Source organism: Phenylobacterium kunshanense (assembly GCF_003254525.1).
In the GTDB taxonomy this organism is placed as follows: Bacteria; Pseudomonadota; Alphaproteobacteria; order Caulobacterales; family Caulobacteraceae; genus Phenylobacterium; species Phenylobacterium kunshanense.
In genome coordinates this window covers 157,063-176,350 of sequence record NZ_QFYS01000004.1, presented here as the reverse complement: position 1 = coordinate 176,350, position 19,288 = coordinate 157,063, and the positions used below count along the sequence as shown (strand labels likewise).

At 67.5% G+C, this 19,288-nt stretch carries 18 protein-coding genes; 5 read left to right on the top strand and 13 right to left on the bottom strand.

Going from position 1 to position 19,288, the window contains the following annotated elements:
• Entirely contained in the window at positions 1 to 744 is a 744-nt protein-coding gene (locus tag DJ019_RS11105; RefSeq protein ID WP_111276098.1) for a LytR/AlgR family response regulator transcription factor, read from the top strand.
• A 437-nt stretch (positions 745 to 1,181) separates the two neighbouring features.
• Positions 1,182 to 1,505 carry a hypothetical protein gene (locus DJ019_RS11100; RefSeq protein ID WP_111276097.1) on the top strand — a complete coding sequence of 108 codons (324 nt, stop codon included), beginning with the start codon at positions 1,182 to 1,184 and terminating at the stop codon, positions 1,503 to 1,505.
• 9 nt (positions 1,506 to 1,514) lie between these two features.
• Here DJ019_RS11100 and DJ019_RS11095 read toward each other — a convergent pair whose 3' ends face one another.
• Positions 1,515 to 2,075 carry a class I SAM-dependent methyltransferase gene (locus DJ019_RS11095; protein WP_111276096.1) on the bottom strand — a complete coding sequence of 187 codons (561 nt, stop codon included), beginning with the start codon at positions 2,073 to 2,075 and terminating at the stop codon, positions 1,515 to 1,517.
• Between the two features lie 70 nt (positions 2,076 to 2,145).
• Entirely contained in the window at positions 2,146 to 2,667 is a 522-nt protein-coding gene (locus DJ019_RS11090; RefSeq protein ID WP_111276095.1) for a DUF1993 domain-containing protein, read from the bottom strand.
• A gap of 141 nt (positions 2,668 to 2,808) precedes the next feature.
• On the opposite strand from DJ019_RS11090, the gene DJ019_RS11085 reads away from it, so the two are divergent.
• Positions 2,809 to 3,207: a YciI family protein gene (locus DJ019_RS11085; protein ID WP_111276094.1), complete on the top strand. Its 399-nt coding sequence runs from the start codon at positions 2,809 to 2,811 to the stop codon at positions 3,205 to 3,207.
• A 3-nt stretch (positions 3,208 to 3,210) separates the two neighbouring features.
• Here the strand turns inward: DJ019_RS11085 and DJ019_RS11080 are convergent, their stop codons facing one another.
• Complete coding sequence (locus tag DJ019_RS11080) at positions 3,211 to 3,669, bottom strand: MarR family winged helix-turn-helix transcriptional regulator (RefSeq protein ID WP_111276093.1); 459 nt, start codon at positions 3,667 to 3,669, stop codon at positions 3,211 to 3,213.
• A 117-nt stretch (positions 3,670 to 3,786) separates the two neighbouring features.
• On the opposite strand from DJ019_RS11080, the gene DJ019_RS11075 reads away from it, so the two are divergent.
• A complete protein-coding gene (locus tag DJ019_RS11075) occupies positions 3,787 to 4,206 on the top strand; it encodes an organic hydroperoxide resistance protein (RefSeq protein ID WP_476742282.1) in 420 nt (139 codons plus the stop codon).
• A 4-nt stretch (positions 4,207 to 4,210) separates the two neighbouring features.
• On the opposite strand, the gene DJ019_RS11070 is transcribed toward DJ019_RS11075, so the two are convergent.
• The 6 genes from DJ019_RS11070 to DJ019_RS11045 form a co-directional block, all read right to left on the bottom strand.
• Positions 4,211 to 5,116, bottom strand: a complete 906-nt coding sequence (locus DJ019_RS11070; RefSeq protein ID WP_111276091.1) for a phytanoyl-CoA dioxygenase family protein — start codon at positions 5,114 to 5,116, stop codon at positions 4,211 to 4,213.
• Between the two features lie 61 nt (positions 5,117 to 5,177).
• A complete protein-coding gene (gene metH / locus DJ019_RS11065; protein WP_111276090.1) occupies positions 5,178 to 7,829 on the bottom strand; it encodes a methionine synthase in 2,652 nt (883 codons plus the stop codon).
• Positions 7,829 to 8,293: a DUF6882 domain-containing protein gene (locus tag DJ019_RS11060; RefSeq protein ID WP_111276089.1), complete on the bottom strand. Its 465-nt coding sequence runs from the start codon at positions 8,291 to 8,293 to the stop codon at positions 7,829 to 7,831. Before DJ019_RS11060 ends, metH begins: the two co-directional genes overlap by 1 nt.
• On the bottom strand, positions 8,293 to 9,354 hold the full coding sequence (locus tag DJ019_RS11055; RefSeq protein ID WP_111276088.1) for a homocysteine S-methyltransferase family protein: 1,062 nt from the start codon (positions 9,352 to 9,354) through the stop codon (positions 8,293 to 8,295). The genes DJ019_RS11060 and DJ019_RS11055 overlap by 1 nt, the downstream gene beginning before the upstream one ends.
• Positions 9,351 to 10,283, bottom strand: coding sequence for a methylenetetrahydrofolate reductase [NAD(P)H] (gene metF, locus DJ019_RS11050; protein ID WP_111276087.1), 933 nt, complete (start codon positions 10,281 to 10,283; stop codon positions 9,351 to 9,353). Before metF ends, DJ019_RS11055 begins: the two co-directional genes overlap by 4 nt.
• Positions 10,280 to 11,251 carry an ArsR/SmtB family transcription factor gene (locus DJ019_RS11045; protein ID WP_111276086.1) on the bottom strand — a complete coding sequence of 324 codons (972 nt, stop codon included), beginning with the start codon at positions 11,249 to 11,251 and terminating at the stop codon, positions 10,280 to 10,282. Before DJ019_RS11045 ends, metF begins: the two co-directional genes overlap by 4 nt.
• Before the next feature lie 73 nt (positions 11,252 to 11,324).
• Between DJ019_RS11045 and DJ019_RS11040 the strand changes: the two genes are divergently transcribed.
• Positions 11,325 to 11,831, top strand: a complete 507-nt coding sequence (locus DJ019_RS11040; RefSeq protein WP_111276085.1) for a P-loop NTPase family protein — start codon at positions 11,325 to 11,327, stop codon at positions 11,829 to 11,831.
• Here the strand turns inward: DJ019_RS11040 and DJ019_RS11035 are convergent.
• The 4 genes from DJ019_RS11035 to DJ019_RS11020 all read right to left on the bottom strand — a co-directional run bounded on the left by DJ019_RS11035 (position 11,828) and on the right by DJ019_RS11020 (position 19,276).
• The gene (locus DJ019_RS11035; protein ID WP_111276084.1) at positions 11,828 to 14,206 is read right to left on the bottom strand and encodes a calcium-binding protein; all 2,379 of its coding nucleotides are present in this window, start codon (positions 14,204 to 14,206) and stop codon (positions 11,828 to 11,830) included. The genes DJ019_RS11040 and DJ019_RS11035 overlap by 4 nt on opposite strands.
• A gap of 191 nt (positions 14,207 to 14,397) precedes the next feature.
• Positions 14,398 to 15,882 carry a calcium-binding protein gene (locus tag DJ019_RS11030; RefSeq protein ID WP_111276083.1) on the bottom strand — a complete coding sequence of 495 codons (1,485 nt, stop codon included), beginning with the start codon at positions 15,880 to 15,882 and terminating at the stop codon, positions 14,398 to 14,400.
• Between the two features lie 40 nt (positions 15,883 to 15,922).
• On the bottom strand, positions 15,923 to 17,386 hold the full coding sequence (locus tag DJ019_RS21365; RefSeq protein ID WP_240606446.1) for a calcium-binding protein: 1,464 nt from the start codon (positions 17,384 to 17,386) through the stop codon (positions 15,923 to 15,925).
• A gap of 201 nt (positions 17,387 to 17,587) precedes the next feature.
• Positions 17,588 to 19,276, bottom strand: a complete 1,689-nt coding sequence (locus DJ019_RS11020; protein WP_111276082.1) for a calcium-binding protein — start codon at positions 19,274 to 19,276, stop codon at positions 17,588 to 17,590.
• Positions 19,277 to 19,288 lie beyond the last annotated feature (12 nt).

The window sequence follows — 19,288 nt, the reverse complement described above, 5'->3', positions numbered from 1 at the left end:
ATGCGGGTGCTTCTGGTCGACGACGAGCCCGCGGCGCTGGAGCGGCTGGAGGCGCTCCTGGCGCAGATCCCTGGCGTCGAACTGGTCGGCGCGGCGACCAACGGGCGGGATGCGCTGGAGGCGATGCAGGCGCTCGCGCCCGACCTCGTGCTCCTGGACATCCAGATGCCGGAACGCAGCGGCCTGTCGGTGGCCGCAGCGCTCGATCCCGACCAGCGGCCGGAGATCGTCTTCGTCACAGCCTTCGAGATGTATGCGGCAGACGCGTTCGAGGTGGAAGCGGCGGACTATCTCCTGAAGCCCGTGCGCTTCGACCGCCTCCGCCAGGCCGTGGAGCGCGCGAGGCGCCGGCGCGACCTCAAGGCCGCGGCGGCGCAGGCGCCCGAGGCCTTGGAATCCGCATCTGAGCCCGCGGCCTTCTGGGTGCAGACGCGCCACGGCCATGTCCGCGTCGCGGCCGAGGATATCGACTGGATCGAAGCCGCTCGCGACTATGTCCTGCTGCACACCGCGACCCGCAGCCACATGCATCGGGCGACGATGGCGGCGCTGGAACAGACCCTCGACCCCCAGATGCTGACCCGGGTCCATCGCTCGGCCTTCGTCAATCTTGCCCGCGTGCAGGAGGTGCAGCGGCTGGGCAAGGGGCTGGTCTCGCTGGTGGTGCGCGACGGGGTCTCCGTCGCCGTGGGGCCCACCTATGTCCGGGCGATCCTGTCCCGACTCGGGGTGAACCAGGGCTAAAGCCCATCGCGCACGAAAAAGGGCCCGCGAGGGCCCTGGCTTGTGCGGCGTGCCGAAAGTCTCAAGCCACGCCCACCATGCCGACCGTTGCGAACCCGCACACCAGGCCGAACATCGCCGTCATCAGGACAGCGGGCGTGGCGCGATGGATCAGGGTGCGGAGGTTAGAGAGCAGCATCGTCTTGCCTTCAGTCTGGGGAACCCCGTGGGGAGCGGGGCCGTCCTTTGGGACGATCATGAGATACCAGTGTCGCTGAATCGTTCCGATCGGTGAGTTCGCATGGCAGCTCTGCGTTTTCGCAACGGACGGCTGGGCGGGACAGCACCGCTCGGGCGGAAGTGGACTGGTTTTGCGGCTTGGCCGATCGCCGCTTCGCGCGCAGGATGCACGCGGGCGCGGCGCCTCCCTGACGCCATTCGCCCGCGGGGACTGTTCCATGTTGGCCATCATCCTGGCGACGGCGTTGCAGACGGCGACGCCCAGCCTCTCGGACCCGGGCGAGGCGATCCACATGCGCGCCGATCCCGGCCGCCCCGCCACCACCGTTGCGCCGGCCGAGGTGGAGGCGCCGATCCGCTATGGCCTGCGGGAAGGCAAGGGCGATCTGAAGTCCAAGCGCGTCTGCTTCAACGATCCGATCCTCGGCTCCAAGATCCCCACCCGGCGCTGCATGGACCGCGCGGAGTTCGAACGTCGGCGCGAGGAAGCGCGGGACCACACCACGAAGATCCAGATGGACGCCCGGATCGCGAACAACTGAACCGGCGCCTCAGTCCTTCCGCGCGACGAGCGTGAAGCGGTACTCGGTGGCGATGTTGTTGCGTTCCCGGAGCATGGTCTCGACGTCGGCCCGACTCAGGCTCCTATCCTTCAGGGCGGTATCGATGGCCGCCTCCAGGATGATCCTGGTCTCGGTCAGTTCAAAATCGACGCCGGTGTAGAGCGCCAGTGGCGTGTTGGAGTAACCACCGTCACGCCAGGCGATGTTCTTCCGACGGTCGAACAGTTTCAGCATCTCGGGCGTGACCGCCCGCACGTGGGTGGGGTCGCCCAGGAAATGGTCGTGGCGCGGATGCGGCACGCGGATGTGCGCCGTCCCGCCGGGCTGGAGGATCCGGTAGAGCTCCTTCATGATCGCCAGGAACACCTTGGGATCGCCGCCCATGTGCTCCAGGGAGTGGATGAAGAGCACCTGCTCAGCGCAGTCATCGGCCCACGGCCAAGGCGTCTGCTCCAGGTCCCACACCTCGTCGGGCTCGGCCTCGGGCGCCGAGTCGACGTTGACGTAGCCGGGCATCTTCCGGAGCCCGCAGCCCATGTTGAACATCATGGGTCCGGTTTACGCGGTCGGACGCGCGGCGCCCAGCGCCGCCCCCGTCCGAGGGCGGCGCCAGGACAGCTCAGGCGGTCTGAACGGGCGTGCCACCCGCCAGGAAGTCCATCTTGCCGAGCGGTACGCCGGCCTGCCGCAGGAGCGCGTAGGCGGTGACGACGTGGAACTGGAAGTTCGGCAGCGAGAACTGGAACACGAAGTCCCTGGCCGTGAAGCTCAGCGTCATGTTCGGGAACTTCAGCGTGATGACGCGGTCTTCATCCCCATTCACCTGCTCAGGCTTGATCGTCTCGAGGAACGCGACGGTCTTGGCGATCCGTTCCTTGGCTTGGGCCCAGGTCGTCTCGGTGTCCGGGAAGCTCGGCGGATCGATACCGGCGAGCCGCGCCGCGCCGCCCTTGGCGCCGTCGCTCGCCATCTGGATCTGCCGCATCAGCGGATGCATGTCGGGTGCGAGGCGCGCATCGAGATAGGTCTGGGGATCGACGCCGGTCGTCGCCGCATGCGCCTCGGCCTTGTCCAGGAACGCCGCGAGATTCTTCAGCATCCGCACATAGCCGGGGATGGCGGCGTCGTAGAGCGAGACCATGGGGAACTCCAAGCTTCCTGTTGAGGCAGTGAGATGGGGGGCCGCGCAACAAGCGCCACCATGGCGAGCAGAAAAATTGTCGGCTCGCCGGAGCGGCGACCGTCCTAGTCTCGACACGACAGCACGAGATGGGGACGACCGATGCTCTACGCGCTTCTGGCCTATCACGAGGAACAGGTCGTCCAGGCCTGGAGCGAACCCGAGGACCACGCGCTGATGGCGGAACTCAACGCCGTCCATGGCCGACTGACTGCCGCCGGCCGCCTGGGTCCGGCCGCCCGTCTGGGGGCCACCGCGCTTGCCGCCACGGTCCGCGGCGGCCTGGTGACGGACGGCCCGTTCGCCGAGACGAAGGAACATCTGCTGGGGTTCTATGTGATCGAGGCCGCCACACGGGAGAAGGCCGTCCGGGCGGCCAGGGACCTGCAGGCCGCCAATCCCTCAGCCGTCTATGAAGTGCGGCCGATCGTGCTCTACCTGCCCGGAGCGCCCTTCCCTGTGACCGACGCCGGCCTGGACTTCGTCCGGCCCAAGGACTGAGCGTCAGGCGTTCGTGGACCCGGCGCGATCCAGGGCTGCGCGCAGCGCATCCAGGCCCGCGCGGATCTTGCCGTACTCCTCGGGACCGATGCCCGAGGCGGCGGCCAGTTCGGCCGGCACGGCGCAGGCCGGCTTCTCCAGCGCGCGCCCCTTGGGCGTCAGCCGGATACGCACCTGCCGCTCGTCATCCGGGTCGCGGTCGCGGGCGACGAGGTCCATCGCCTGCAGGCGCTTGAGCAGCGGTGTCAGCGTGCTGGATTCTAGGCCCAGCCGCCGCCCCAAGTCGCCGACAGTGACGCCGTCGGCCTCCCACAGCGCGACCATGGCCAGGTACTGAGGATAGGTCAGGCCCAACCGGTCCAGCAGCGGCCGGTAGAGGCGATTGAAGGCGTGCCCGGCCGAGTAGACGGCGAAGCACAGGAAATCGTCGAGGCGGGGCGACGGGGGATCGGTGGCAGGCATTCTCCCAATATAAATCGTGCACGATTTTATCGCCAGCGGTTGACGACGTGGCGCCTAGAGACCATTTCAATCGTGCACGATATAATCGCAACCAAGTGACAGGAGCCCATCATGTCCGTGAACGTCCTCTATCGCACCGCCGCCCGCGCCACCGGGGGCCGCGACGGCCGCGCCGCCACCCTCGACGGTAGCCTCGACGTGTCGCTGGCCACGCCCCGCGAGCTCGGCGGCGGCGGCGGCGCAGGCAATAATCCTGAACAGCTCTTCGCCGCCGGCTACGCGGCCTGCTTCATCGGCGCCATGAAGTTCGTCGCCAGCCAGGGCGGCCCGAAAGTCCCGGCCAACGCCACGGTGACCGCCGAGGTCGGCATCGGCCCGCGCGCGGCGGGGGGCTTTGGCCTGACTGTGGCGCTGAACGTCGACCTACCCGGCCTCGACCGCGCCGACGCCGAGTCGCTGGTGGCCAGGGCGCACGAAGTCTGCCCCTACTCCAACGCCACCCGCGGCAACGTGGACGTGGCGCTGTCAGTCGCCTGAGCCGTCAGACGGGCTCCTCGGCAGGGCGGGTGCGGGCGACGACGGCCTCCAGCAGGTCGGCGCCGCCCAGGCTCGCCACCGGCGCGCCATCGCCCAGCGCGTACTCCGGCGGAACCGCCTCGGGACCCTGCCCGGGCGGCAGCGGCGGCGTGTAGTAGCCGAGGGCATAGCTGCCCATGGCGTAGCCGAGCAGCGCCTGAAGCTGCGGATCCAGCGTGCGCGCGATTTCGGGCGGGCAGGAGAGATACTGGTTCTCCTCCTGCCGTAGCCATCCCAGGCAGTAGGTGATGTTGAGGCCCCACCGGTCGCCCTGGCTGCGGTTCTCGCCGCCCGCGTGGAAGACACTCCCGGTGTAGACGAGCACCGATCCCGCCTTCATCTCGGCCTGGACGATCTCGGACGGCTCGGCCTTGCGGTCGTCGTCCCATTTCGTCGAGCCGGGGACGACCTGGGTGGCCCCGTTCTCCTTGGTGAAGTCGGTCAGGGCCCAGATCGTGTTGAGCTGCGGTTCGACCTCGCGGACGTGCCGGCCCCACGCCCAGCGGTCGCGGTGGATCGGCTGGCCCGCCTGGCCAGGCATGATCCGGATGAGCTGGGTCAGGTGGAGCTGGTAGCGGTGGCAGTTCGGCCCCAGCACGGCCTGGCACTGAGCGTTGATGCGCGGGTCCATTACGAGGCTGCGCGCCAGCGGCGATCGGGCCACGAGGGCGCCGGTGCGCGTAGTCCGGTTTCCGCTGAAGGCGTCCTGGCCCGGAGGCGTCGCCTCGACGTAGGGCCGGAGCTCGGCGACCAGGGCCGCGACGTCATCGGGCGACAGCGCGCCGTCGAGGATCAAGGCCCCGTCCCGCTCCAGTATGGCGGTGACCTGATCGGCCGGCGCGTCCGCCGGCAGGTGGACGAGTTCGGGCATGGGCGTTCCTCCGGGCCGTTCGGCCTCTCTCGCCCATCCTGGACTGCGCAGGCCGGCCCTGTCACGCCGGCTCGTAGTTGAGGATCGGCGCGAGCCAGCGTTCGGCGGTCGCGAGATCCCAGCCCTTGCGGCGGGCATAGTCCTCCACCTGGTCGCGCTCGATTCGGCCGACGCCGAAGTAGTGCGCCTCCGGATGGGCGAAGTAGAGACCCGAGACCGCGGCCGGCGGCGTCATCGCGAAGCTTTCGGTCAGCTCGATCCCCGCCGCGTCGGTCGCCGACAGCAGCTTGAACAGCGTCGCCTTCTCGGTGTGGTCGGGTTGGGCCGGATAGCCGGCCGCGGGCCGTATGCCGCGGTACTGCTCGGCGATCAGGTGATCGAGGTCGAACGGCTCGTCCGGCGCGTAGCCCCAGAGTTCGGTGCGGACCTTGCGATGCATGGCCTCGGCGAAGGCCTCGGCCAGGCGGTCGGCCAGCGCCGTGAACAGGATCGCCGAGTAGTCGTCGCCGGCGTCCTTGAACGCCTTGGCCTGGGCCAGCTCGCCGTGGCCGGCGGTGACCGCGAAGCCGCCGATGTAGTCGGCGCGCGCGCCCACGGGAGCGATGAAGTCCGACAGCGCCACGTTCGCCTGGCCGGGCCCGGTCTTCAGCATCTGCTGGCGAAGGGTGTGCAGGCGGGCGAGCTCGGTCGACCGGGACTCGTCCGTGTAGACGACCACGTCGTCGCCGTCGGCGTTGGCCGGCCAGAAGCCGACGACGCCACGGGCCTCCAGCAGGCCCTCCTGGATGATCCGGTCCAGCATCCGCTGGGCGTCGGCATAGAGGTCGGTCGCAGCCTTGCCGACCACGTCGTCCTCGAGAATCGCTGGGAACCTGCCCACCAGCTCCCAGCTCGCGAAGAACGGCGTCCAGTCGATGTGGCGGCGCAGTTCCGGCAGGTCGTACGGCGTGAACGTGCGCGTCCCGAGGAACGTCGGCTTCGGCGGGTCGTAGGCGGTCCAGTCGGGCGTGAAGGCGTTGTCGCGCGCCTCCTGGATGGTGGCCCGCGCCCTATTGCCCTGACCGCGCGCGAACTGTTCGCGCACCTTCGCATAGTCGGCCTCGGTCTCGGCCAGGAACCGCGCCTTCTCGGTCGGCGACAGCAGGTTGGAGACCACGCCGACGGCCCGGCTGGCGTCCAGCACATAGGTCGTCGAGCCGGCCGGATAGCGCGGCGAGATCTTCACCGCCGTGTGGGTCTTGGACGTGGTCGCCCCGCCGATCAGCAGCGGCATCTTCATGCCCCGCCGCTCCATCTCGGAGGCCACGAAGACCATCTCGTCCAGGCTGGGCGTGATCAGGCCCGACAGGCCGACGATGTCGACCTGGTTCTTCTCGGCCTCATCGAGGATGCGGTCGGCCGGGACCATGACGCCCAGGTCGATGACCTCGTAGTTGTTGCACTGCAGGACCACGCCGACGATGTTCTTGCCGATGTCGTGGACGTCACCCTTGACGGTGGCCATCAGGACCTTGCCGGCGCTCTGGCGCTCGCCGCCGCCCTTCTCGGCCTCCATGAACGGCATCAGGTAGGCCACGGCCTGCTTCATCACCCGCGCCGACTTCACCACCTGCGGCAGGAACATCTTGCCCGCGCCGAACAGGTCGCCGACGACGTTCATGCCGTCCATCAGCGGGCCTTCGATCACGTGCAGCGGTCGCTCGGCCTGGAGCCGGGCCTCTTCGGTGTCCGCCTCGATGAACTCGGTGATGCCGTGAACCAGGGCGTGGCTGAGGCGCGCCGCCACCGGCTGCTCCCGCCAGGCCAGGTTCACGACCTTGGCCTCGCCCTTCTGCCCCTTGTACTTCGGCGCGAGGTCGACCAGCCGCTCGGTGTTGGAAACGCCGTCCTTCGATGGGCGATTGAGGATCACGTCCTCGACGGCCTCGCGCAGTTCCGGCTCGATGTCGTCATAGACCGGCAGGTCTCCGGCGTTGACGATGCCCATGTCCATGCCCGCGGCGATGGCGTGGTAGAGGAAGACCGAGTGGATCGCCCGCCGCACGGGCTCGTTGCCACGGAACGAGAAGCTGACGTTCGAGACGCCGCCCGAGATCCGCGCATAAGGACAGACGTCCTTGATCCGCCGCGTGGCCTCGATGAAGTCGAGGGCGTAGTTGTCGTGCTCCTCGATCCCGGTGGCCACCGCGAAGATGTTGGGGTCGAAGATGATGTCCTCGGGCGGGAAGCCCACCTTGTCGACCAGCAGGTCGTAGGCGCGCTTGCAGATCTCCACCTTGCGGGCTGCAGTATCGGCCTGACCCACCTCGTCGAAGGCCATCACCACCACGGCCGCGCCATAGCGCAGGCAGGCCTTGGCCTGCTCCAGGAACTTCGCCTCGCCCTCCTTGAGGGAGATCGAATTCACGATCGCCTTGCCCTGGACGCACTTCAGGCCGGCCTCGATGACCTCCCACTTGGAGCTGTCGATCATCACCGGAACCCGCGCGATGTCAGGCTCGGCCGCCATCAGGTTCAGGAACGTCCGCATGGCCGCCACCGAATCCAGCAGGCCTTCGTCCATGTTGACGTCGATGACCGCCGCGCCCGCCTCGACCTGCTGGCGCGCCACCGAGAGGGCCTCGGGATAGTTCCCGTCGGCGACCAGCTTGCGGAATTTCGCCGAGCCGGTGACGTTGGTCCGCTCGCCGACGTTGATGAAGGTGGGGCGCATCAGCTCACAAACTTGATGGATCGAATGAGGAAGTAGATCGCCCCGTTCGCGGACGGCGCGCAGTAGCCGCCCTCGGCGTCCAGGACGCGGGCGGCGATGACGGTGAGCATCCAGCCCAGGCGGTCGAGATCGTCGCTGACCAGCAGTTCGGTGGTCAGTTCCTCGATGCCGTTCTCGGCGCCGAAATCCCGGACCCGGCGCATGGCGTCGGTGCTGGCCTCGGGCCACTGCGGGTTGGCCCAGCCCCACAGCCAGTCCTCGGCGGTGATGCTCCCCGCCACCTGGATCTCGGCGATCACGCGCGGGCCCGCGGCGTCGGAGAACGTCAGCGTTCCGGCGGCCGTGTCGTAATCATAGCGGAGCCACGAGCCCAGATCGTAGGTCTCGTCCATCCGTTTCTGTTTGGCGTCGAAGGCGGCGAACGCCTCCTCGCACCACGCGTCGTACCAGTCTGGCGATTTCATCAGGCGAGCTCGAACGGCTCCAGGCCGGCCAGCCGCATGGCGCGGGGCCGCTCCGGGACCTGGCGCGGCTTCATCCCCTTCACCGCCTCGGCCACGTGCCGGATGTGATCCGGCGTGGTGCCGCAACAGCCGCCAAGGATGTTGACCAGTCCGTGCTCGGCCCACTCGTGCAGCTGGTGGCCGGTCTGGTGCGGTTCCTCGTCGTACTCGCCCATGGCGTTGGGCAGGCCCGCGTTGGGATAGGCCGAGACCAGGGTGTCGGCCACGCGCGCCAGCTCGGCGATGTGCGGCCGCATCAGGTCGGCGCCCAGGGCGCAGTTGAGGCCGATGGCGAACGGCTTGGCGTGGCGCACCGAGTTCCAGAAAGCCTCCACCGTCTGCCCGGAAAGCGTACGGCCCGACCGGTCGGTGATGGTGCCCGAGATCCAGATCGGCACCGGCTCGTAGCCTTCGTCCTCGAGGTCGAGGATCGCCTTGATCGCCGCCTTGCAGTTCAGGGTGTCGGTGATCGTCTCGACCAGGAACATGTCGACGCCGCCCTCGTGCAGCGCCCGCACCTGCTCGGAATAGGCCTCGTAGACCTGGTCGAAGGTGACCTTGCGCGCGCCCGGGTCGTTCACGTCCGAGCTCATGGACAGCATCACCGGCAGCGGACCGATGGAGCCGGCCACGAAGCGCGGCTTGTGCGGCTCCTTCGCCGTCCAGCGGTCGGCGACCTCGCGGGCGATGCGGGCCCCTTGCAGGTTGATGTCCCGGACCGCGGCTTCCATCCCGTACTCGGCCTGGCCGATGGTGGTGGCCGAGAAGGTGTTCGTCTCCGAGATGTCGGCGCCGGCGGCGAAATACTGGTCGTGGAGGTCGGCGATGATGTCCGGCCGCGTGATGCAGAGCAGGTCGTTGTTGCCCTTGAGCTGGCCCGGCGCGTCCTTGAACCGCTCGCCGCGGTAGTCGGCCTCGGCCAGGCCCCGCTTCTGGATCATCACGCCCCAGGAGCCGTCGAGGATGAGCACGCGCTCCTTGGCGGCCGCCTTCAGCGCCGCGATGCGTTCCTGTCGGGTCATGCCGCAGCTTCCTTGGGTTCCGGCGCCGGCTCGCGCACGCCCAGCACTCGGCAGATGGCGTAGGTGAGATCGGCGCGGTTGAGGGTGTAGAAGTGGAAGTCGCCGAAGCCTTCCTCGGCGAGGCGCGCGCACATCTCCGAGGCCACCGAGGCGGCGATCAGGCGGCGCGTCTCCGGATCCTTGTCGAGGCCGTCGAACAGGTTCCCCAGCCAGCCGGGCAGCTGGATGCCGATGGGGCCGGACATCTTCTTCAGGCCCGCATAGTTGGTCACCGGCATGATGCCCGGCGAGATCGGAATGGTGACGCCCGCCTTGCGGACCCGGTCCATGAACCTCAGGAAGCCGTCGACGTCGAAGAAGAACTGGGTGATCGCCCGCGTGGCGCCGGCGTCGATCTTGGCCTTCAGCACATCGATGTCGTGGTCGATGGACGGGCTCTCGGGGTGGACGTGCGGATAGAGCCCGACGCTCACCTCGAAGTCGCCGATGGCGCGGATGCCGGCCGTCAGCTCGGTGGCGTTGGCGTAGCCGTCGGCCCGGGGCGTATAGGCGCCGCCGATCTGGCCGGGCGGGTCGCCGCGCAGGGCGACGATGTGGCGGATGCCCGAGGCCCAGTAGTCGCGGATCACCTCGTCCACCTCGGCGCGGGAGGCCTCGACGCAGGTCAGGTGCGCGGCCGGCTTGAGGGCCGTCTCCTGCAGCATACGCAGCACCGTGCGATGCGTGCGGTCGCGGGTGGAGCCGCCGGCGCCGTAGGTCACCGACACGAAGCTCGGGTTCAGCGGCTCGAGGCGGCGGATCGCCTCCCACAGCTTCTCCTCGGCCTCCGCCGTCTTGGGCGGCGAGAACTCGAACGAGACGTTCGGACGCGGCTGGCCGCCGACGCCCGCGCGGGCGATCGGGCCCAGGGCTGTGTCGGTCGGACTCATGCGGCGCTCCTCAAGGCAGTCGGGGCGCGTTGTGCGGCCCAGATCTTAACAGTCAGTCCATCGGCCCGGGTCGGCGGCAGGGCGCAGTGCTCGGTCTGAGGCAGCCCGGCCTCCGCCAGCCAGCGGCCTATTTCCTCGTCCGAGAAGCCGAGGCGGCGGTGCTGGTGCTGCTCGCGCAGGAACTCGTGCTTGTGCGGGGCGAAGTCGACGATCACCAGCTTGCCCTCCGGCGCCACCACCCGGGCCGCCTCCTTCACGGCGGCCGCCGGATCGCCCAGGTAGTGCAGCACCTGGTGCACGACCACCAGGTCGGCGGAGGCGTCGGGCAGCCGGGTGTCGAAGATGTCGCCATGGCGCAGCTCGACGTTGGTCAGGCCCGCCTCGGTGGTGTTGCGCCGGGCGATGTTGAGCATCTGCTGCGAGAGGTCGAGACCCAGCGCCTGCTCGGTATGCGGCCCCAGCAGGGTCAGCATGCGTCCCGTTCCGCTGCCGAGGTCAACGAGCCGGCGGAAGCGCTTCGGCCCAGCCACCTTCAGCACCTGGGCCTCGACATCGGCGTCCGAGACATACAGCGAGCGAATCTGGTCCCACTGGGCGGCGTTCTCGGCGAAATAGGCCTGGGCCGCCGCGGACCGCTCGGCCTGAACGTCGTCCAGCTTGCGGCGGTCGCGCGCCAGCCCCGGATCGTCGGGATTGAGCCGCGCCAGCACCTCCCCGATCACCTCGCGCTGGCGGCCCGCGGCGGCGAGCCGGTAGAACACCCAGGCCCCGTCCGGGAACCGCTCAACAAGGCCAGCCTCGGCCAGAAGCTTCAGGTGGCGCGAGACCCGCGGCTGGCTCTGGTCGAGAACCCGGCAGAGTTCCAGGACCGCCAGCTCCTCCCGCTCCAGCAGCGCAAGGATGCGCAGACGGGTCGGCTCGCCCGCCGCGCGCAGCACGTCCACAGCCTGTTTCGCCGACAGCTTCATCACGCATAAAGATATCTTTATATGTGATGCCGTCAAGCCTCCGCCGATATCCGCGTCCGGGCTATAAGGCCCCATGCGGCGCGTCGCGATCATTGGCAATTCGGGAGGCGGCAAATCCACCCTGGCTCGCCGTCTGGGCGAGGCGCTGGACCTGCCCGTGATCCACCTCGACGTGCTCTACTGGAAGCCCGGCTGGCGGGAGTCCGACGACGACGCGTTCGCCGCCCGTCAGGCCGAGGCGCTGGCTGGCGACTCCTGGATCTGCGACGGCAACTTCACGGGCACGCAACCGCTGCGCATGGCGCGGGCGGACACCATCGTCTGGATCGACCTGCCGCCGCTTCTGTGCCTCTGGCGCGCGATCCATCGGATGCTCACCTATCGACGTGGCGGGCGGCCGGACATGGCCGAGGGCTGCGACGAGAAGCTCGACCTCGCCTTCTACGCCTTCATCCTCACCTTCAACCGCAAGGTTCGCCCGCGGATCGAGGCCGCGCTCGCCGCGCACGGCGCACACGCCCGCGTCGTCCGCCTTCGGAGCGACCGGGAAGTCGCCGCGTTCCTTGCGCAGGTCCGCTAGGCCCCGAAGATCCACCCAGGCGTCAGGCTGCCGAGTTGCACCCCGACCAGCACCATCTGCCCGCCGCCGGTCATGCTGATGACCGTGTCGGCTCCATCCTGGGCCACCGTGTACTGGGTTCCTGGATCGAGTAGCACCCGATCGCCCTCCGACAGGTTGAAGTCGAGCACCCGGTCGATTCCGGCGTCCCCGAACGTGTGGAAGAGGTCGGCCCCGGCGCCGCCGGAGACTGTGTCGTCGCCCTTGTCGCCGGAGACATAGTCGTCGCCCGCCCCGCCCCAGAGAACATCGCGATCCTGGCCGCCTCGTAGCGTGTCGTTTCCCTCGCCGCCATCGCAGGTGTCGGAGCCCAGGTTTCCGTAGACCAGGTCGTTGCCGGACTCCCCGAACAGGCGGTCGCTGTCCTTGCCGCCGACCACCCAATCGTCGCCACCGCCGCCGCTTCCGGTGTCGTTACCCTCGTTGCCGTTGATGTCGTCGAAGCCCGACGAACCTCGGATCCAGTCTGAGCCGGCGTCACCGCGCAGGTAGGACGCGCCGCCGCTCTCAGACGACGAGGGATTGCTGGCGTAGACAACGTCGTTGCCGTCGCCGGCATAGATCGTGTCGCCGCCGCCGTTCCCGTGGATCACGTCGCTGCCGAAGTACCCCCGGATCAGATCGGGGCCGGCGCTGCCGGTGATATGGTCGCTCCTTCCGAACGCGATCGCGAGGAAGGCCGACGTTGCGTCGGCGTCGATCGCATCCACCAGACTCTTCAGGAACGCGCCCGGGGTGGTCGCATTGATCTGCAGTGCGCCCGTCCGGATGGCCAGGTTGGTCACCAGGCCGACGAGCGCGCCGTCCCCGCCCACACCGAAGTCCGCGCCACCGAAGGTCATGTCGATGCCGGGACCGTCCAGTACGATCCGGGTCGGCGACACGTCATCGACATCATCGCCGTCGAGAACGTCGACGTTCAGGGAATCCACGTTTCCGACCACGACGATGCTGGTTTCCGTCGGCCGGTTCGGGGCCGCTGGCACGCCGTCGGGCGCGACAGGCGGCGGCGGGTCGAAGACACCGAGATTGTACTTCGATACGTCGTCCAGGGTCCGGTCCACGAGTCGGATCGCGGAATCCATTCGCGAGCCGCTGAACGGATTGCCGAACACGATGACGTCCGCGCCGACCTGGACCGCCACCATCGTGTAGCCCTGCAACGCCAGCGCATTGGCGGCGCTGCGCGCGGCGGCGAAAGTGCCAGCGGTCGTCTCGGTGTAGTTCCCCGACTCGACCAGGAAGCGAATGGCGTCTTCGGTCGGCGACCAATCGACGATGCGCGCTTCATCCCCTTCGAAGTCGGCCTGGCCACCACCTCGCATGCGGACAAGGTCGGCGCCGGCGCCCAGATAGATCGTGTCGCCGCTGCCGTTGGAAATGATGACGTCGGCGCCGGCGTCGCCATACAGGACGTTGTCATCGCCCAAGCCATCCAGCGTGTCATTGCCGTCGCCGCCGCTGAGCGTGTCGAAGCCTGAGTACCTGCCGGCGAGACTGTCATCGCCGCCAAGGCCGTTGATGGCGCCGCCGCCAGTGCTGGTGAGGGTGTCGGCGCCCGCCGTGCCCCCTCCGGCAGACGGCTGGTTCGGTGACTGACCCGCGGAGTAGCGGACGATGTTGGCGGCTGAAATCTGGCCCAACCCTCTGCCGGCCAGCAGGATGGCGTCATCGACCGCGCCATTGTCGCCCCTCGTGTCAGCAAAGACGATGACGTCGTTGCCCACCGCGACGGCGAATACGTCGGTGGCCCCAGTCCCGATCTGTCCGTTGGCCAGGCTGAGCGCATCCGCGAAGGTCGCCGCGCTTGCCTCCGCGTACGTCGAACCGTCCACCGTCGTGAAGGCCAGCCGCTCATCGCCGGACCAGTCGGTGATCACATCGATCTTGCCTTCCAGGATCCCGCTGTCGCCGGGGGCGAAGACGAAGACGTCGATGCCGGCCTCACCCACGAGCGTGTCCTGCCCGGACCCGCCGTTCAGCGTGTCCGCGAAGGTCCCCCCCTCCAGCTTGTCGCTGCCGCCAAGGCCGTTCAGTTCGTCCGATTCCGGCCCGCCATAGAGGTGGTCTCCCGCCGCGCCGCCGCTGATGGTCGACTTGCCGTCGGTGGGGAAGACCAGCTTCGAGCCGTCTGGAAGCGTGAGCACCTCGTGGTGGGCGCCAAAGCCCAGGTTGACGCTGGCGCCCGTCGAAATGATCCTCAGAGTGTAGGCGCCGCTGACCATGATGTTGGTGGCGGTCGCGCCCGTTACCCCTGTGAACTGAAGGTCGTCAGTTGCGGCGTTGTAGCTCGCCGCCTCGGGCGTGGTGATGGTCGCAAACTGATATGTGGGCACGCCCGACTCCTGAACGCCGATGGCGGGCCGCGCAGCGCCGTGCGCAGCGCGAGGACGCCAGCGCCCCAGGCTGCGAATGTCACGTGAACGCCCCCCAAACTCTCCCGCTCGAGCCTAAGGCCAAGCTTGACGAGATCACAACCGTTTCTCGCAGGGAGAGATATTCGCGCCCATGGCGCGAGCGCGTCGGCTCAGGCGCCGAAAATCCAGCCCTGGGGGAGCGCGGACATTTGCACCCCCACCAACACCATCTGGCCGCCGCCGGTCATGCTGATCACCGTGTCTGCGCCGACCTGAGCCACCGTGTATTGCGTGCCCGGGTCGAGCTGGACGCGGTCGCCGTCCGCCAGGCTGAAGTCGATCACCCGATCGATCCCCGCGTCGCCGAACGTGTGGAAGAGGTCAGCCCCCGCCCCTCCCGCGACCGTGTCGTCGCCCTTGTCGCCCGAGACGTAGTCGTCGCCGGCGCCGCCGCTCAGGCTGTCGTTGTCCTGCCCGCCGCGGACAATGTCGTTTCCATCGCCCCCGTCGCAGGTGTCGGCCCCGAGATTGCCGTAGACGAGGTCGTTTCCAGCGTCGCCAGACAGCAGGTCATTGTCCTTCCCGCCGACCACCCAGTCCTGGCCCAGACCGCCTGATGCGGTGTCCGCGCCCATGTTGCCGTTGATGTCGTCGAAACCCGCGCCGCCGGCGATGGAATCGTTTCCATCGTCGCCGCGCAGATAGTTGGAGCCGAATTGGTCGATGATCGTGTCGTTGCCCGAACCAGCTCCGACGGTGTCGTCCCCATAACCCGAATGAACACGGTCGTTGCCTGCGTTCGTGAAGATCAGGTCATTGCCCGAATAGGCGAGGATAAGATCCGCCGTGCCCTGTCCCGTTATCGTGTCCGCCCCTATCGTCGCATCGATCTGGACCCAGCTTCCGATCTGAACCGACGTTCCGACGAACGTCCTGCCGATCGTCTCCGCCCCGTCAGGCGAATAGCCATTGAGGTTTGCCGCGACGACTTCCCCCGGCGCCACCCCGACGAGGCGTACAAAATCCTGAAAGCCGTCGCCGCCGCCGTCCTCATCAACCTGGATGAGCGTATCCAACCCGTCGGCAGAAAGGCGCAGATATCCGCCAGCGAATGGGTTGGACTGATCCCAGCCTTTGAGGATCTCTATCAATCCCAAGCGAATTTCATCGCCGCCGTCGCCGCTGCGGAACTGCTCGACCCGAAGCACAGCCCGCGTCCAGGGCACCGCGTATGACGTGTAGTAGACGATGTCGTGGCCGCCTGAACCCAGGCGAAGGGTGACCGCTGCCTGCGTGGTGCTGATCCTGAAGTCGTCGTCGCCATCGCCGCCGTCGTAGATGCCACCTGCGAACTGCCCCAGGTGGTTGATCTCGTCGTTGCCGGCTCCCGCGATAACGGTCGCTGACTGAGTTCCGCCCCCAGTCAGGGGGCCGCCCACATAGATGCAGTCATCGCCCGCGCCGCCGTCGACGCTGACCTGAGTGTTGCCCGACGTGTCGGTGGCCAAGATCGTGTCATTGCCGGCTCCGGCGTCGATGAAGTCGTTGCCGCCCCCACCCTCCAGCCGATCGTTGCCCGCGTTGCCGACAATGCGGTCATCGGCTGCCGTACCGCGAAGAGTGTCGGCAGAGTCCGTACCCGTGATGATCGCCATATTCCCCCCCCCAAGCCCTAGCCGCCCGCCGCCCTGCGGCTTAGGCCCCGAAGATCCAGCCCGACGTAAGGTTGCCCATCTGGACTCCCACCAAGACCATCTGTCCGCCGCCCGTCATGCTGATGACCGTGTCCGCGCCGACCTGGGCCACCATGTACTGCGTGCCCGGGTCGAGCTGGACGCGGTCGCCGTCCGCCAGGCTGAAGTCGATCACCCGATCGATCCCCGCGTCGCCGAAGGTGTGGAAGATATCGGCGCCCGCGCCGCCGGCGACCGTGTCGTCGCCCTTGTCGCCCGAGACGTAGTCGTCGCCCGACCCGCCGCTCAGGCTGTCGTTGTCCTGCCCGCCGCGGACGATGTCGTTCCCGTCCCCGCCCTCGCAGGTGTCGGCCCCGAGGTTGCCGTAGACGAGGTCGTTTCCAGCGTCGCCAGACAGGCTGTCGTTGTCTTTGCCCCCCACGACCCAGTCGTCGCCGAGGCCGCCTGAGGCGGTGTCCGCGCCTGTGTTGCCTTGAAGATTGTCGAACCCGGCGCCCCCAACCAACGAGTCATCCCCGTCCCCACCGGACACCTGCCCCACAGTCACGCCCTGGGCGCCGCCATAGGTGTCATGCCCAGCACCGAGTAAGACGTCACCCTGGATGCGCCCGGAATTGACGAACCGCATCGCCTCGGCCCCAAGATCGACCTTCCCAACGAGTGTTCCGGTATTCTCAAAGGCTGGCGAGGCCCTAGGATTCGGGAAATCGCTCAAGACGCGCAGGGCGTAGTCGCCTTCGATCCAGCCGCTGTTCGAGAAGACGTTCGAGGGCGGGAAGATCAACGGCGTAGAGCGAATCGTCCAGGCCACCCCTGTCGATCCGCCACCGTCACTCGAATGCTTGGCGACAATTGTCCCCGAATTCGTAAGCCTTACATCTGAGAAGGACGAGATGCTGACGCCTTGTGCACCCAAGGCGCCGGTCGCGATGATTGAGCCGCTGTTGTCGATGTCACCACTGCTACTGAATTCGACACCAAAGGCGCTCCCCACAAGCGACGTCACTGTCACCGTTCCCCTGTTGTCGAAGAACCAGCCGCCCTGCGACGAGCCGAGCACGCCCTGAGCACGACCTGAAGCCGTAACTTGTATCGAACCGAGATTGATGAGGTCTGGGGAGTAGCTGTCTTCGCCAACGAAACCGACGGCAGCGCCCATGGACCCAGCCGAGGTCGAGCGCACGTCAAGGGTTCCCGACCGCTCGATAGTCACCACTTCAGTGGCGTTTCCAGGATATATGTTCAGCGCCGATAGACCTACCGCGCGATGGAACACGGTCAGATCATATGAGACCTGCAAAGTCCCGGCGATAGTTAGAACATCAACGACGCTACTCGCTGGGCCTTGGACGACTATTCCCGTCTCATTGCTGAATCTAAGCGTCGAGCCAATCGGGAGAACATAGCCGCCGGCGACCTGAAGCGTGGCCCTCTCAAGGCCAATATCATCAGCACTGTCAATCATGGATCCCCCACGCAGAAATAGCGCAAAAAGACTTCACACAGTCAAGGTTGCGGCCCGCAGGTGAATTACTGGAACTTCTTGCCTAGGGATGAGGCTGGCAGTGCCCCGGCGGCGCGTCTTGTACGCTCCGAACGCCCGCGATTTTCCTTTGACCTGTTCGACCTCGCGAAGGCCGTGGCGCAATGGCCAAGCGCCCCAGGATCAGCCCCCGAAGATCCAGCCCGGCGTCAGGCTGCCCATCGAGACTCCCACCAGCACCATCTGCCCACCGCCCGTCATGCTGATGACCGTGTCTGCGCCGACCTGGGTCACCGTGTACTGCGTGCCGGGATCGACCTGCACCCGGTCACCCTGGGCCAGGTTGAAGTCCAGCACCCGGTCGATCCCGGCGTCGCCGAAGGTGTGGAAGATATCGGCGCCCGCGCCGCCGGCGACCGTGTCGTCGCCCTTGTCGCCCGAGACGTAGTCGTCGCCCGAACCGCCGCTCAGGCTGTCGTTGTCCTGCCCGCCGCGGACGATGTCGTTCCCGTCCCCGCCCTCGCAGGTGTCGGCCCCCAGGTTGCCGTAGACAAGGTCGTTACCGGCATCGCCGGACAGCAGGTCATTGTCCTTCCCGCCGACCACCCAGTCCTGGCCCAGACCGCCTGAGGCGGTGTCCGCGCCCATGTTGCCGTTGATGTCGTCGAAACCCGCGCCGCCGGCGATGGAGTCGTTTCCATCGTCGCCGCGCAGATAGTTGGAGCCGGCCGTATCAATGATCTTGTCGTCGCCCGCTCCTCCGAAGAGTTGGTCGTCGCCCACCCCTCCATCCAAGGAATCTCGGCCGTCTCCGCCAAAGAGCGTGTCATGGCCGCCGATCGTCGCGTACGGCGTATCCCCATAGAGATAGTCGTCGCCTGCACCCCCGAGGATATTGTCGCTTCCCTCGTCTCCCTGGACGTCGTCATTGCCGGCTCCGCCATCCAGTGTGTCGGCGCCGGCGCCGCCGGTTATGAGGTCGTATCCGCCCAAGCCGCCGATGGAGTCAGGCCCATTTGATCCCCTCAGCTCGTCAGTGCCTTCGGTGGGCGTATTGCCTGCCGCCGGCGGGGGAACGGCGCCGCTCGAAGCCCAGTCGAAGAGGTTGAAGGCCGTCAGCGTACCGGCTTCAACATTCTGGAGACGGATGATGTCGGTGAAAACGCCGCTGGCGCCCGCCGCGCCGTCATAGTCCATGCGCAGGATCGTATCGCCGCCGCTCTGCACGAGTTGAAAAAACCCGGCTGCGAAGGGGTTCTGCTGTCCGTCCCAGCCCGAGAGCCAGATGCTCAGATCGATCAAGAGGCGATCGCCCGCATCGCCGGGGGTAAAGTCGGTGACCGTGATCGCCGGGTGGCCGACGGGGAGGTCATATCGGAACCTGTCCGCACCTTCTCCCAAGGTAATCGTCACCATCTGCCGCAGACGACTGGCCTGAGAGTCGCCGACTACGACGACGTCGTCGCCAGCCCCCGCATCGACCAGTCCGCCCAAATCCCCGTAGCGGCGCAGATCGTCGGATCCCGTTCCGCCGAGGATCGTCGCCATGCCCGAGCCGCTGCGCCGGCTGATACTGACGACATCGATCCCGTCTCCGCCGTCGATGAAAAGCGAGCCGCTAGTGGTCGATGACTGAGAGCTCGTGATGATGTCGAAGCCGGGACCGCCCAGCATCTGGCCCGAGAGATCATCGTCCCGGAGCCGGTCATCGCCTTCGCCGCCCAGGAGCGTGTCGACACCCGGTCCGCCCGTCAGCTGGTCGTTGCCCGCGCCGCCGACGAGGCTGTCGTCACCTCCCAGCCCAAGAATCTGGTCGGCATCGTCGCCGCCCACCAGCGTCTCGCCGGCGTCGGTCCCGGAGATATACGGCATGTCCTGCGCCCA